The sequence below is a fragment of the Myroides sp. A21 genome (assembly GCF_000807225.1).
Lineage (GTDB): Bacteria > Bacteroidota > Bacteroidia > Flavobacteriales > Flavobacteriaceae > Flavobacterium > Flavobacterium odoratimimum.
The window spans coordinates 792,897-808,005 of record NZ_CP010327.1; the positions used below are offsets into that span (position 1 = coordinate 792,897).

Consider the following 15,109-nt stretch of genomic DNA (forward strand, 5'->3'; position numbering starts at 1 on the left):
TCTTTCTTATTTTTTAGTCGTCTTCTTAGTTGCTGTTTTCTTAGCAGTAGTAGTTGCTTTTTTAGCTGTCGTTTTCTTAGCAGCTGTCTTTTTAGCAGGCGCTTTTGCTTCGATCATTGCCTTTACCTCATCTAGAGATAACGCTGCAGCATCCACATCCTTACCTAGCTCTATCTTCGTTTTTCCTTTTAAGATTACAGAACGACCCCATCTTGCTTTCTCTACTCGGATACCTTCTTCTGCCCAATCGTGAATTACCTTATCCTTCTCTTTCTGAATCTTATCTTCGATTAGCTCGTTGATATCCGCTTGAGATAGATTGTCGAAGTTATACTTCTTATTCACGTTGATAAAAATACCATTCCACTTTAAGTATGGTCCGAAGCGTCCCACACCTTTCTGCACAGGCAGCTCTTGGTATGTAGCGATAGGAGCATCTGCTTGCTCTTTCTCTTTGATTAATTCTAATGCTCTATCTAGCGTCACATCAGCAGGTTCTTCTCCTTTAGGCAGAGAGATAAATGACTTACCTACTCTCACATAAGGACCAAATCTACCATTGTTTACCTCTACTTCTTCTCCTTTATATTCTCCTAATACCTTTGGCAATAGGAATAATGCTAGTGCTTCTTCTAATGTAATCGTACCGATATTCTGCTCAGCAGTAAGGCTAGCATATTGCTTCTCTTCATCCTCAGGATTACCGATCTGCGCCACAGGACCAAACTTAGCTAAACGCACTAATACTGTACGTCCACTCTTAGGGTCGATACCTAATATACGCTCTCCAGACTCGCGCTCTGCGTTCTCTTCTACATCTTTCACTGTTGGGTGGAAGTGATCGTAGAACTCTCTCATCATCTTAGCCCAATCCTCATTACCAGCCGCGATCTCATCGAAGTCCTCTTCTACCTTAGCAGTGAAGTTATAATCTAAGATCGTCTTAAAGTTCTTCACTAAGAAGTCATTCACGATCATACCGATATCTGTAGGTACTAACTTCCCTTTATCAGATCCCGTTTTCTCTGTCAGCACCTTCTCTTTCACCTCAGCACCTCTAAGCATCATCATCTTATAGTTGCGCTCTTTACCTTCAGTCTCTCCTTTTTCGACATACGTTCTAGCGATAATAGTAGAAATAGTAGGTGCATAAGTAGACGGACGACCGATACCTAGCTCCTCTAACTTCTTCACTAATGACGCTTCTGTATATCTAGCAGCAGGCTTAGTAAAACGTTGAGTAGCTACTAACGCATTTTGTTCTAATCCTTCTCCAATTCTCAATGCTGGTAAGATTCCTTCTACTTCTTCATCCTCATCATCATGCCCTTCTAAGTACACTTTTAAGAATCCTTCAAAAAGCAATACCTCACCCGTAGCCACAAATAACTCTTTAAACTTATTTGCTTCTATACGCACATTCGTTCTCTCTAACTGAGCATCACTCATCTGAGATGCCAAAGTACGCTTCCAGATCAGATCATATAGACGAGCCTGATCTCTATCTACAGGAGCACTGTGCAGAGCCATATTCGTCGGACGGATAGCCTCGTGCGCCTCTTGAGCTCCTTTGCTCTTAGTCGTATAAGTACGTGGTTTAGAATATTCTGCTCCGTAAGACTTCGTGATTTCAGCTGCTGCTGCACTCATTGCCTCTTTAGATAAGTTCACACTATCCGTTCTCATATACGTGATCAGTCCGCTCTCGTATAAACGCTGCGCTAACATCATCGTCTGACCTACTGAGTAGTGAAGCTTTCTAGCCGCTTCCTGTTGTAGTGTAGAAGTGGTGAATGGAGCTGCAGGTGATTTCTTAGCAGGTTTAGTCTCTAAATCTGCTACTCTGTACGCTGCTCCAATATTAACTGCTAAAAAGTCTCTTGCCTCTTTCTCAGTTGCAAAGTTCTTAGGCAGTTTAGCTTTTAATGTTTTTCCTTCAGCAGTCTTAAACTCTGCTGATATATGGTAAGATGACTCTACCTTAAAGTCATTAATCTCTCTTTCTCTCTCTACGATAAGACGTACAGCCACAGACTGTACACGTCCAGCAGATAATCCTCCTTTTACTTTTTTCCACAGTACTGGAGACAATTCATACCCCACTAATCTATCTAGTACACGACGAGCCTGTTGTGCATTCACTAGATTATAGTCTATCTGACGCGGGTTATCTATCGCTTTTAAAATAGCATTTTTTGTAATCTCGTGGAATACAATACGCTTTGTGTTATTACTCTTTAAATTTAGTTCTTCCGCTAAGTGCCATGCAATAGCCTCTCCCTCGCGGTCCTCATCGGATGCTAACCAAACCATTTCAGCTTTCTTCGCAAGATCCTTTAACTTCTTAACTACCGCCTTCTTATCACTCGATACCTCATATTTAGGCTTAAAGTTATTCTCTACATCTACTCCTATTTCTTTAGAAGGCAGATCCGCTATATGTCCATAGCTAGACTCTACCTGATAATCCTGTCCTAAAAATTTTTCAATGGTTTTTGCCTTTGCAGGTGACTCAACAATCACTAAATTCTTTGCCATACTTCATTATTTTGTGAAGCAAAAATATATGATTTTTTTGAATATATCCGTGCCACTACTTATTAATGCTTCTTTTAACTAATATGCCAGCATATAAAAATTGTAATAATTACCTAGTTATTCGTAAAATAAACCAACATTCTAGTAATAAACCGATATATTGATTTTTTTTACAAACAAAATCAAGAAATTACACAATTTAATAACAATTCTCTAAATTTTTTAATTTTTACCTCTCTCAATGCTTTTATACCCCTTTTATTTCGCACAATGCTTAAAGTTTTCTAAACCTTTAGAAGTAAAAAAGTCAATAGTGAATCTACTGTTTAACAACTAAACAAATTGCATTTTTTTAAAATCACTTTTTATTTATAACCTGAGTTCTATTAATCAATTGTTTTAAATAATTACTTAATAAGCAAAAACAGTATTAGTTTAAACATTATAAATACAACGACTTAGTGTTTTTTAAAGGCGTGTACGTAAAAAACTATTTTTAGCTCATCAGCATATACTAGTTAACTAAAGATATTTTCGTTCTGATCTACTAGGGGATTGCTTGAGGGTTTCTTGCACCTTTCTTCGACAAAGATGCCTTCTGGGCAAGGAAAGCCCTAGAAAACTCCTAGGAATCCCCTAAGAAGTGCAAGCGAAGTACACATATTTATATCATTTAAAAACAACATTATTCTAGAATCGTGCATAAAATCTTTTTAATTGAACTGAGGTTTATATGTTTTGTTTAATATTTATAGTTTTATATATATGCCCCACTATTCATCGTATCATTATTAGAAATTTCCTTGTATTCCATTTTATTTTGGTAGTAGATGGTTCGGGTAGAGATAGGGTTCGCTTTTAGAAAACACCTCTCATCCCAAGTAAACACTGACTATCTCCGAACAGCTTCCGAACGAAAATAAACCAAAACAACACTACACACTGAATATCAACAAAATAAAATCAAAACAAAAGTGCATACGAGGTCAAAAAGGGATTATAGAGCCATAAACGCCAAATCAGTTCATTAGTATCCATTCTGTAATAATCAACTCAACAACTTAGAATTACAACTCAAAGATTATGAGCAAAAAAGGTATTCTATAGCGTTAAATAAAATGGGGTACAAAAAAACCTTAAAACTAACACTGTCATCTTGTCAGTTAGACAAAAAAAAGTATCTTTGCTCCTTAAAGTAAAACATCCTTAAAGTATCTTATGGAAAAGGTAATTGACGAAAATAAACAAGGTACAAGCTTACATTTAGAACAAAAACAAGACAACAACAAGAAGCTATTTATCGAAAGCTACGGTTGTCAAATGAATTTCTCTGACAGTGAGATTGTAGCATCTATCCTATCTAACGAAGGGTATAATACAACAGACAACTTAGAAGAAGCGGACTTAGTGTTAGTAAACACTTGTTCGATCAGAGATAAAGCAGAACAAACTGTTCGCAAACGTTTAGACCAATACAACCAAGTAAAAAGAAAGAACCCTGGTATGAAGGTAGGTGTTCTAGGGTGTATGGCTGAGCGTCTTAAAGCAAAGTTCTTAGAAGAAGAAAAAATCGTGGACATGGTAGTAGGTCCTGATGCTTATAAAGATCTTCCTAACTTACTTAAAGACGTAGAAGAAGGTAGAGATGCGATCAACGTGATCTTATCTAAAGATGAGACTTATGGTGATATCTCTCCAGTGCGTCTACAGAGTAATGGGGTGACAGCATTCGTATCTATCACTAGAGGATGTGATAATATGTGTACATTCTGCGTGGTACCATTCACTAGAGGTCGTGAGCGTAGCCGTGACCCACAGAGTATCATAGAAGAAATCACAGACTTACAAGAGAGAGGTTTTAAAGAAATCACATTACTAGGTCAGAACGTAGATAGCTACCTATGGTATGGTGGAGGTCTTAAAAAAGACTTCGATAAAGCTAGCGATATGCAGAAAGCGACAGCTGTAGATTTCGCTCAGTTATTAGATCAGTGTGCTACTACATTCCCTAAGATGCGTTTCCGTTTCTCTACTTCTAATCCTCAAGATATGCATATCGAGGTGATAGAGTCTATCGCTAGACATGAGAACATCTGTAAGTATATCCACTTACCAGTACAGTCTGGAAGTACACGTATCTTACAGGAGATGAACCGTCAGCATACTAGAGAAGAATACATCGAACTAGTAGATAAGATCTATGCATTGATACCAGATATCTCGTTATCACAAGATATGATCACTGGATTCCCTACAGAGACTGAAGAGGATCACCAGGACACATTATCACTAATGGAACACGTGAGATATGACTTCGGGTTTATGTTCGCCTACTCTGAGAGACCAGGTACATTAGCTGCTCGTAAGTTAGAGGATGATGTACCAGAAGAGGTTAAAAAACGTCGTCTTACAGAGATCATCGCTGTACAAAACAAAATCAGCCTTGAGCGTACAAAACGCTTCGTAGGTCAAACGGTAGAAGTACTTATCGAGAAAACATCTAAGCGTAACGAAGACGAGTGGTCTGGGCGTAACTCTCAGAACACTACAGTAGTATTCCCTAAGGAGCACTATAACGTAGGAGACTTCGTGATGGTAGAGATCGCTGACTGTACTTCTGCTACATTAATCGGTAAAGCGGTAGGATACTCTCCTATGCAAGGATAGTAAATAGCAATATTTAAAATATAAGAATGGAAAACCTTCAAGTCATAAAACAACGCTTCGAAATTATCGGTAACGATGTCAAACTAAACCGTGCATTGGAAAAAGCTATACAAGTAGCTCCTACTGATATCTCAGTCTTAGTCACTGGAGAGAGTGGTGTGGGTAAAGAAAGTATTCCTAAGATTATACACTCTATGTCTCATCGAAAGCACGGTAAGTTCATCGCGGTGAACTGTGGTGCTATCCCAGAAGGGACGATAGACAGTGAGTTATTCGGACACGAAAAAGGGGCTTTTACGGGTGCTATAAGCACTCGTGAAGGTTACTTCGAAGAGGCAGATGGCGGTACGATCTTCTTAGATGAAGTGGGAGAACTACCTCTGACTACTCAGGTAAGACTATTGCGTGTGTTAGAGAATGGAGAGTTTATAAAAGTAGGTTCTTCTAAAGTCCAAAAAACAGATATACGCATCATCGCTGCGACTAATGTCAATATGATGGATGCTATTAATAAGGGCAAGTTTAGAGAAGACCTATACTACAGACTGAGTACGGTAGAGATCACCTTACCTCCTCTACGCGAGCGAGGTGAAGATATACACCTACTGTTCAGAAAGTTTGCTTCTGACTTCTCACATAAGTATAAGATGCCTCCGATAAAGCTAGAGCCTGCTGCAGCTGCATACCTTATGCGCTATAGCTGGAATGGTAATATCCGTCAGTTAAGAAACGTGGCAGAACAGATATCGGTATTAGAGACCAATAGAGATATTTCTCTACCTGTACTTCAAGGGTATTTACCCAACCATGACAGACAGTTACCTTCTATCGTGAATGGGCCAAAGGCAGAGTCTGACTTCAGCAATGAACGAGAAATACTGTACAAAGTCCTATTCGACATGAAGAGTGACTTAACTGATCTAAAGAAGCTGACACTAGAGCTACTACAACACGATAAAGGGACAGTATCCGAAACCAACAAATCTCTTATCCAAAAGATCTATGGTACGAAGAAGACTGAGCTACCAGAACTGATGGCTCCACCGAGTACTAATCTAGACATCATCGCTATGGATACTCCGGTATCTCCTAGTGCTAATCTAGGTTTTCACGAGACAGTAGATGATGACGAAGATACTTCTAACTATCTAGAAGCAGAGACAGTAGATGATGAACCTCTAAACTTAGCAAATCAGGAGATAAAGCTGATCAAACTAGCACTAGAGAGACATAACGGCAAGAGAAAGGCTGCTGCTAAAGAATTAAACATCTCAGAGAGAACATTGTATAGAAAAATAAAACAATACGACTTATAGACATGAGAATCAAACAATTATTTGCTCTAATATTTATATCTTTATTTTTTACTAGCTGTAAATATTATAACTTTACGGGAACAGGTAAGATAGATGCTAGTTCATTTCAGGTCAACTCATTCCAGAACAATGCTCCTTTAGTAGAGCCTGGTATAGAGCGTACCTTCACAATGTCCTTACAAGATCTTATCCAAAACCAAACTAGTTTAAGTCTTACTAATGCTGATGCTGACTTAGTCTATGAGGGAGAAATCGTAGAATACCGTATCAGTCCGATGACTGCTACAGCTGATCAAAGAGCGGCTCAGAACAGACTATATGTGTCTGTGAATGTGCGTTTCTTCAACAAGAAAAAACCTGATGACGACTTCGAAAAGAGATTCTCATTCTATTATGACTATGATGCGAACGTACAGTTAGCAGGGGCTAGTCTTAACACAGCTATCGAGACTATCTATGAGCGTATCACACAGGATGTGTTCAATGAATCATTAGCTAAGTGGTAATTATATAAAAATAAATATCTTGACTCTAAACGAATTAGACATATTGCTTCGTCAACCTCAGCAAATCCAAGAGAGTGACAGTCCTCAGCTAAAGCAACTCATAGAGAAGTATCCGTACTTCCAGTCTGTGAGAAGTCTTTATTTGAAGAGCTTATATGTACAAGAAAGTACAGAATATAACTTAGAGTTAAAGAAGACTGCTGCACATACGCTAGACAGAGATATTCTTTTTGATTTCATCGTTTCTCCAGAGTTCGCTACGTATACTCCTATCGCGATAGAGATAACAGAGCCTGCAGCTGCTGAGGAGGCTGAAATACCAACAGAAGAAGAACCTCAACAAGAGGCTCCAGAACCTAAGCTAACCTCTACGGCTATTAAGAGCTTGCTACAGTCTATCACCTTCCACGAGACAGACGATAAGGAAGAAATACAAGATCCTGTAGAAGAAACACCTACAGAAGTCGTTATAGAGCCTGAAGAGGTCATCACAGAGGATCCTATCGTCACTACGCTAGAAGAAAGAGAAACTGTACAGCAAGAAATAGAAAAGCTAGAAGAGAAATTAGAAATAGGAAAACCATTAAACTTCTCAGAAAACGAGAAATTGTCTTTCCAAGAGTGGTTACAATTATCTAAAATAAAGCCGATAGACAGAGAAAATGATTCTATTTTAACAGATTTAGAACAAAAATCAGATATCGAAAAACAAAAAAAAATAGAATTAATAGATAAATTTATAGAAACTAACCCCAAGATAGTTCCTACTAAGAAACCAACCGTAACCCCTGCAAACATTGACACTTCGGTACAAGAGAACAGTAGTTTAATGACAGAAACGTTGGCAAAAATCTACTTAGAACAAAAGAAATATCAGAAAGCAATACAAGCTTATGAAATATTAATTTTGAAATATCCAGAAAAAAGTAGTTTCTTTGCAAACCAAATATTAGATATAAAAGCGTTACAACAACATAATAGTTAACACCATGAACACATTTACAATATTTTTAATCTTAATCGCAATTGTATGTTTTTTACTAATCGTAGTAATTATGGTACAGAATCCTAAAGGTGGAGGATTAGATTCTTCTTTCGGTGGATCTACTGTAGCTGGAGGAGTTAAAAACACAAATGATTTCTTAGATAAAAGTACTTGGACATTAGGTGCAGCATTAATCATCTTAATTCTGTTATCATCTACTAGTTTCAGTGGTGGAGCTGCTGGAGATTCTAAATTATTAGATCCAAACGCAGTAGTACCTACTCAAAATCTGACACCAGAAGCGCCTGCTACGCAAGAAGCTCCTGTGACAACAGAAGAGACTACTCCAACTCAAGAGACTCAAAATCAAGCTGAATAATTTTAGCTTTAAACAATACACGAAATGCCGGCTGTCAAGCTGGCATTTTTTTTTGCCTATATTGTCACTTTTTAGCTTTGGCACACTTTATGCCTTTTCATTATCTATAATAATTAAAAATAATAATTCAATTTCATAAACTATAAAACTATGGCAGTAAATATTAAACCACTTGCAGACAGAGTTCTTATCGAACCATTACCAGCTGAAACTAAAACTGCTTCAGGATTATTCATCCCTGATACAGCAAAAGAAAAACCACAAAGAGGTACTGTAGTAGCTGTAGGAAATGGGACTAAAGATCATGAAATGACAGTAAAAGTAGGAGATACTGTATTATACGGTAAATACGCTGGTACTGATCTAAAATTAGAAGGTACAGACTATCTAATCATGAGAGAGGACGACATTTTAGCAATCGTTTAAAATTGAATCATTAACAACTAAATCCAAAAGAATAAAATGGCAAAAGATATTAAATTCGACATCGAAGCTCGCGAAGGTTTAAAACGCGGAGTGGACGCTTTAGCAAACGCAGTAAAAGTAACATTAGGACCAAAAGGAAGAAACGTAATCATCGGTAAATCATTTGGTGCGCCTACAGTAACTAAAGATGGTGTGTCTGTAGCTAAAGAAGTTGAGTTAGAGAACACATTAGAGAACATGGGTGCTCAGATGGTGAAAGAAGTTGCTTCTAAAACGAATGACTTAGCTGGTGACGGTACGACTACTGCTACTGTATTAGCTCAAGCTATCGTAAAAGAAGGTCTTAAGAACGTAGCTGCTGGTGCAAACCCAATGGACTTAAAACGTGGTATAGATAAAGCTGTAGAAATCATCGTAGAAGACTTGAGAAAACAATCTCAAGAAGTAGGTGGTTCTATGGATAAAATCAAACAAGTAGCATCTATCTCTGCTAATAACGATGACTTCATTGGTGAGTTAATCGCTCAAGCATTCGAAAAAGTAGGTAAAGAAGGTGTTATCACTGTAGAAGAAGCTAAAGGAACTGAGACTTATGTAGATGTAGTAGAAGGAATGCAGTTTGACAGAGGGTACTTATCTCCATACTTCGTTACGAACTCTGAGAAAATGGAAGTAGAATTAGATACTCCATATATCTTACTATACGACAAGAAAGTATCTTCTCTTAAAGAACTTTTACCAGTATTAGAGCCAATCGCTCAATCAGGAAAACCTCTATTAATCATCGCTGAAGATGTGGATGGAGAGGCGTTATCTACATTAGTAGTAAACAAATTAAGAGGAGCGTTAAAAATCGCTGCTGTTAAAGCTCCTGGATTCGGAGATAGAAGAAAAGCTATGTTAGAAGATATCGCTATCTTAACAGGTGGTGTGGTTATCTCTGAAGAGCAAGGGTATACATTAGAGAATACTACTTTAGAAATGCTAGGTACTTGTAAGAGAGTTAGCATCGATAAAGATAATACGACTATCGTGAGTGGTGATGGTGAGGCTGATATGATCAAAAACAGAATCAACCAAATCAAAGCTCAAATGGAAACTACTACTTCTGACTATGACAGAGAGAAGTTACAAGAGCGCTTAGCTAAGTTAGCTGGTGGTGTAGCTGTATTATACGTAGGTGCTCCATCTGAAGTAGAAATGAAAGAGAAGAAAGATCGCGTAGATGACGCTCTTCACGCTACTAGAGCTGCTGTAGAAGAAGGTATCGTAGCTGGTGGTGGTGTAGCTTTATTAAGAGCTAAAAATACTTTAGTTGACATTAAAGCTGAGAATGCTGATGAAGAAACAGGTATCGCTATCATCGCTAAAGCAGTAGAAGCTCCATTGAGAACTATTGTTGAGAATGCTGGATTAGAAGGTTCTGTAGTTGTTTCTAAAGTATTAGAAGGAAAAGAAAGCTTCGGATACAATGCTAAAACGAACGAGTATGTAGATATGCTTAACGCTGGTGTAATCGATCCTAAGAAAGTAACTAGAGTAGCTTTAGAAAATGCTGCTTCTGTAGCTGGTATGATCTTAATCACTGAGTGTGCATTAGTAGATATTAAAGATGACAGCGCTGCTGCTATGCCTATGGGTGGTGGTATGCCAGGTATGATGTAATACCTTATCTTATTTCAATATTATATAAGAGGTTGTCTTTTTAGACAGCCTCTTATTTTTTACCTTACCAGTAAGAACAAAAAAAGGCTTAGTGTACTGAATACACCAAGCCTTTTTTATATCATTATTTTAAACTTCTTACTTAGAAGTAATTTCTTTTAAGTCTGCAATAGTTGCGATAGGATCAGCAGCACTGAACACAAAGTTACCTGCTACTAAAGCGTCTACTCCAGCATCTACTAAAGCTTTTGCATTTTTATTATTTACCCCTCCATCTATCTCTATCATTACATTCGCTCCTTTAGCTTCTATCATTGCTTTTAGTTTACGCACTTTTTCATACGTGTTCTCAATAAAGCTCTGTCCTCCAAAACCAGGGTTAACACTCATAATAAGTACTAAATCTAAGTCTTGAATGATGTCTTCTAATACACTTACAGGCGTATGAGGGTTAAGTGCTACTCCAGCTTTCATACCTTCAGCTTTAATAGCTTGTACTGTACGGTGTAGGTGTGTACACGCTTCATAATGCACAGTCAAGATATCTGCTCCTAGCTCCTTAAACGTCTTAATATAACGATCAGGGTCTACTATCATTAAGTGAACGTCTAATGTCTTCTTAGCATGCTTATTAATAGCAGCTAATACTGGCATTCCAAAAGAAATATTTGGCACAAATACTCCATCCATAATATCAATATGGAACCAATCTGCCTGACTGTTGTTCACCATTTCAATATCTCTCTGAAGATTAGCAAAGTCTGCTGCTAATACTGAAGGTGCTATAATCGTATTTTTCATATAATTGTGTTGTTTGTACAAAGATAAAAAAAATCCCAACAGCGAAGGCTCTTGGGACGTATATTGCTTATTGTTTAATAACTTCTGCTTCGAATAATTCTGAGAAATATTGGATAATCTTAGCTCTTACCTCATCTTCATCTACCTGCTCTACACCTAGTTCTACATTCAGAGAAGTAACTCCTTTACCACGAATACCACAAGGGATAATATTATCAAAGTAACCTAAGTCCGAGTTTACGTTTAAGGCAAAACCGTGCATCGTCACCCAACGAGAGGCTCTTACCCCCATCGCACATATCTTACGTGCAAAAGGTGTTCCTACTCCTAACCATACTCCTGTCTCTCCTTCACTTCTACCAGACTCTATTCCGTAATCTTTTAAAACTAAAATGATAGTCTCTTCTAATAAACGCAAATATTTATGTATATCTGTGAAGAAGTTCTCTAAGTCTAAAATAGGATATCCTACTACCTGACCAGGTCCGTGATAAGTAATGTCTCCTCCCCTATTAATCTTATAGAATGTAGCTCCTTTTGCCTTTAACTGTTCATCGTTTAAAAGCATATTGTGTACATCTCCACTTTTTCCTAATGTGTAAACATGTGGATGTTCTACGAATAGTAAATAGTTATCTGTATCGTCTGTACGCTCTTCTCTTCTATTTCTAATTTTGACATCTAAAATAGATTGGAATATCTCTTCTTGGTAATCCCAAGTATCTTTATAATCTTTCTCGCCTAAATCAATAAGCTTTACTTGTTTATTCATTGTGTTGTTTGTTATTTATTGTATTTAGGATTATTTAGTATGACTAATGCCGCAATAACCCCTGGTACCCAACCTGCGATAGTCAACAGTGTCACTATCAAAATAGATCCACATCCCTTGTCTAAAACGGCTAAAGGTGGTAAAAAAATAGATAATAATACTCTTCCTAAACTCATGGCTAAATAATTTTGTCTGATACAAATTTCGGCATTTTTTAGTCAACTCCCTCGTTAATGAAGTTAAAATGATGAGACCTACCTCGTTTTATTACAAAGTATTGCAAATTAAGTCGTTTTATAGCGAATACTAATTGTCGCATTTTCAAAGATTAACTATATTTGCCTTTTAAATTAATTTACAGTTATTATGCAACTTTCAGAACAAGAAATCATCAGAAGAGAAAAGCTGAGCAAGTTACAAGAGCTTGGTGTGAATCCCTATCCTGCTAATCTATTTCCAGTAGACCATACATCGAAGGAGATAAAGAACGATTTTGAAGAAGGTAAGAAGGTTATCGTGGCTGGTAGATTAATGTCTTCAAGAATTCAAGGAAAAGCTTCTTTTGCAACTATTCAAGATAGCGAAGGAAAGATTCAGTTATATATCAATCGTGATGAGTTATGCCCAGGAGAGGACAAGACTCTTTACAATGAGATTTACAAAAAACTTATTGACTTAGGTGACTTCGTTGGTATCGAAGGAGAGTTATTCACTACACAAGTAGGAGAAAAAACAGTACGTGTACAAGGATTACAACTATTAAGTAAATCTTTACGACCACTTCCATTACCAAAAACGGATGCAGAAGGAAATACATTTGACGCTTTTACAGATCCAGAATTGCGTTACAGAATGCGTTATGTTGATTTAGTGGTAAATCCAATAAATAAAGATATCTTCATTAAACGTACGAAGTTATTCAACGCTATGCGTCAGTTCTTCAACGAAGCTGGTTATATGGAGGTAGAAACTCCTGTATTACAGTCTATCCCAGGTGGAGCGTCTGCTCGTCCATTCATCACTCACCACAATGCACTAGACATTCCTCTATACTTGAGAATTGCTAATGAATTGTACTTAAAACGTTTAATCGTTGGTGGTTTTGATGGTGTGTATGAGTTCTCTAAAAACTTCCGTAACGAAGGTATGGACAGAACACATAACCCTGAGTTTACTGCTATGGAGATCTATGTAGCTTATAAAGACTACAACTGGATGATGGAATTCACAGAGCGTTTATTAGAATTCTGTGCTATCGCTGTTAATGGAACTACTAAAGCTACTTTCGGAGAACACGAAATCGACTTTAAAGCTCCTTACAAACGTATCACGATGGCTCACTCTATTAAAGAGTTTACAGGATTTGATATCACTGGTAAATCAGAAGATGAGATTCGTCAAGCTGCTTTAGGCATGGGTATTCCAGTAGATGAAACAATGGGTAAAGGAAAACTTATAGACGAAATATTTGGAGAGAAATGTGAAGGAAACTACATCCAACCAACATACATTACTGACTATCCTAAAGAAATGTCTCCATTGACAAAAGCTCATAGAGATAATCCAGAATTGACAGAGCGTTTTGAGCTAATGGTTTGTGGTAAAGAGATTGCGAATGCTTACTCTGAGCTTAATGACCCTATTGACCAAAGAGAGCGCTTCGAAGCTCAAATGGCTTTAGCTGATCGTGGAGATGATGAAGCGATGTTTATCGACCAAGACTTCTTACGTGCATTAGAGTATGGTATGCCTCCTACATCAGGATTAGGTATCGGTATGGACCGTTTAATTATGTTCTTAACCAATAATCCTTCTATCCAAGAGGTGCTATTCTTCCCTCAAATGAGACCAGAGAAAACAGCTCCTTCAGTAGAATTATCAGATGAAGAGAAAATCATTATTCAGATATTAGAAAACAATGACAATAAAGTAGAATTAGGTTCTCTAAAAGAACAAGCTTCTTTAAGTGGTAAGAAATGGGATAAAGCAATGAAAGGACTTGCTTCTCACAATCTTACTAAAGTAGAAACTGAAGGTGATACAAAATATGTAGTGTACCAACACTAAGAAATAAAAAACGAGACTATTAAGTCTCGTTTTTTTATACCTATATTCAAGAAAATGACTTGCGGTAATGATCTGGTGTAATCCCTTCTTGTTTTTTAAAGAATGTAACAAAGTAAGACGTACTATCAAAGCACAATTCCTGCGCAATCTCATTGACATTAAATGTGCTAAACTGCAACAATCTCTTTGCTTCTACCACAATGCGTTGACGAACTAATTGTCCTGCAGTTATCCCTCGCTCTTGTTTGCAAAGTTTATTGAGATAGTTAGGAGTCACACATAGCTTCTCAGCGTAAAAAGAAGGTGTTTTAGCCTCTTTAAAGTGAACTTCGACTAAATCCATAAAAGCAAGAATACGATCGTTATAACCAGCCTTATTATACTCTATCGAAAAGTGCTGATCTTCTTCGTCCACGCTCTGTAACTCACATAGCAATATATTTAAATAAGAACGCAGAACCTTCATTCGATATACTCTATCAGTACTATACTCACCCAACATCATATCTACCAATAACACAACCTTAGTACGCACACTCTCACTCACTATCTGCTGAGAGGCACTATCTAATTGAAAGAAATCAAAATAACGCAATATGTTCTCATGATAGCGTTGAGAAAAGAAAGAATCCTCAAAACCGATGAATATACCTGTACATTCAGTATTGAACTGCATCTGTACAACATCACCTGGTTTTATAAAGTAAACACTTGACTGATAATCAACATAATCAACCCCATTAATCTTAATAGCATAACTCCCTCTATACACAAAGACAATCATGTAAAAGTTAGCCCTAAAACTATCTTTTAATAAAGGATAAGCATTGCCTAAGGCACTTATTGGCTTAATAAAAAATGAAGACTGATCTTGTGTAAAATAACTGATTGGAAAGGATTTTATAATCTTAGTAGACATAAGAATCTTTAATTAATATTATACATAAGCTCACTGACCGCACTACTATAGATAGACGATCAAATAAT

At 37.2% G+C, this 15,109-nt stretch carries 13 protein-coding genes; 8 read left to right on the forward strand and 5 right to left on the reverse strand.

Annotated features, from left to right (window positions below):
* Positions 1-6: 6 nt before the first annotated feature.
* Positions 7-2,538, reverse strand: a complete 2,532-nt coding sequence (gene topA, locus MYRA21_RS03705) for a type I DNA topoisomerase (RefSeq protein WP_039328605.1) — start codon at positions 2,536-2,538, stop codon at positions 7-9.
* Positions 2,539-3,756: 1,218 nt separating this feature from the next.
* On the opposite strand from topA, the gene miaB reads away from it, so the two are divergent.
* The 7 genes from miaB (at position 3,757) to groL (ending at position 10,482) form a co-directional block, all read left to right on the forward strand.
* Entirely contained in the window at positions 3,757-5,205 is a 1,449-nt protein-coding gene (gene miaB, locus MYRA21_RS03710; protein WP_006259654.1) for a tRNA (N6-isopentenyl adenosine(37)-C2)-methylthiotransferase MiaB, read from the forward strand.
* 26 nt (positions 5,206-5,231) lie between these two features.
* Entirely contained in the window at positions 5,232-6,521 is a 1,290-nt protein-coding gene (locus tag MYRA21_RS03715) for a sigma-54-dependent Fis family transcriptional regulator (RefSeq protein ID WP_006259655.1), read from the forward strand.
* A gap of 2 nt (positions 6,522-6,523) precedes the next feature.
* Positions 6,524-7,027: an LptE family protein gene (locus MYRA21_RS03720; RefSeq protein ID WP_006259656.1), complete on the forward strand. Its 504-nt coding sequence runs from the start codon at positions 6,524-6,526 to the stop codon at positions 7,025-7,027.
* A gap of 19 nt (positions 7,028-7,046) precedes the next feature.
* Entirely contained in the window at positions 7,047-8,012 is a 966-nt protein-coding gene (locus MYRA21_RS03725) for a tetratricopeptide repeat protein (RefSeq protein ID WP_039328608.1), read from the forward strand.
* 4 nt (positions 8,013-8,016) lie between these two features.
* The gene (secG, locus tag MYRA21_RS03730; RefSeq protein WP_006259658.1) at positions 8,017-8,391 is read left to right on the forward strand and encodes a preprotein translocase subunit SecG; all 375 of its coding nucleotides are present in this window, start codon (positions 8,017-8,019) and stop codon (positions 8,389-8,391) included.
* Positions 8,392-8,541: 150 nt separating this feature from the next.
* Positions 8,542-8,817, forward strand: a complete 276-nt coding sequence (groES, locus tag MYRA21_RS03735) for a co-chaperone GroES (RefSeq protein ID WP_006266878.1) — start codon at positions 8,542-8,544, stop codon at positions 8,815-8,817.
* 36 nt (positions 8,818-8,853) lie between these two features.
* Positions 8,854-10,482, forward strand: coding sequence for a chaperonin GroEL (groL, locus tag MYRA21_RS03740; RefSeq protein ID WP_039328610.1), 1,629 nt, complete (start codon positions 8,854-8,856; stop codon positions 10,480-10,482).
* A 138-nt stretch (positions 10,483-10,620) separates the two neighbouring features.
* Here groL and rpe read toward each other — a convergent pair whose 3' ends face one another.
* The 3 genes from rpe to MYRA21_RS18735 all read right to left on the reverse strand — a co-directional run bounded on the left by rpe (position 10,621) and on the right by MYRA21_RS18735 (position 12,231).
* Entirely contained in the window at positions 10,621-11,283 is a 663-nt protein-coding gene (gene rpe, locus MYRA21_RS03745) for a ribulose-phosphate 3-epimerase (RefSeq protein ID WP_006259661.1), read from the reverse strand.
* A gap of 67 nt (positions 11,284-11,350) precedes the next feature.
* Positions 11,351-12,055, reverse strand: coding sequence for a lipoyl(octanoyl) transferase LipB (lipB, locus tag MYRA21_RS03750; RefSeq protein ID WP_006259662.1), 705 nt, complete (start codon positions 12,053-12,055; stop codon positions 11,351-11,353).
* Positions 12,056-12,066: 11 nt separating this feature from the next.
* Positions 12,067-12,231: a YqaE/Pmp3 family membrane protein gene (locus tag MYRA21_RS18735; RefSeq protein ID WP_006259663.1), complete on the reverse strand. Its 165-nt coding sequence runs from the start codon at positions 12,229-12,231 to the stop codon at positions 12,067-12,069.
* A 190-nt stretch (positions 12,232-12,421) separates the two neighbouring features.
* Here MYRA21_RS18735 and lysS point away from each other — a divergent pair, with 190 nt between their 5' ends.
* Positions 12,422-14,122 (forward strand): lysine--tRNA ligase, encoded by a 1,701-nt coding sequence (gene lysS / locus MYRA21_RS03755; protein ID WP_039328613.1) that lies wholly within the window; start codon positions 12,422-12,424, stop codon positions 14,120-14,122.
* Positions 14,123-14,168: 46 nt separating this feature from the next.
* Here lysS and MYRA21_RS03760 read toward each other — a convergent pair whose 3' ends face one another.
* Positions 14,169-15,041, reverse strand: coding sequence for a helix-turn-helix domain-containing protein (locus MYRA21_RS03760; protein WP_006259665.1), 873 nt, complete (start codon positions 15,039-15,041; stop codon positions 14,169-14,171).
* Between the last annotated feature and the right edge of the window lie 68 nt (positions 15,042-15,109).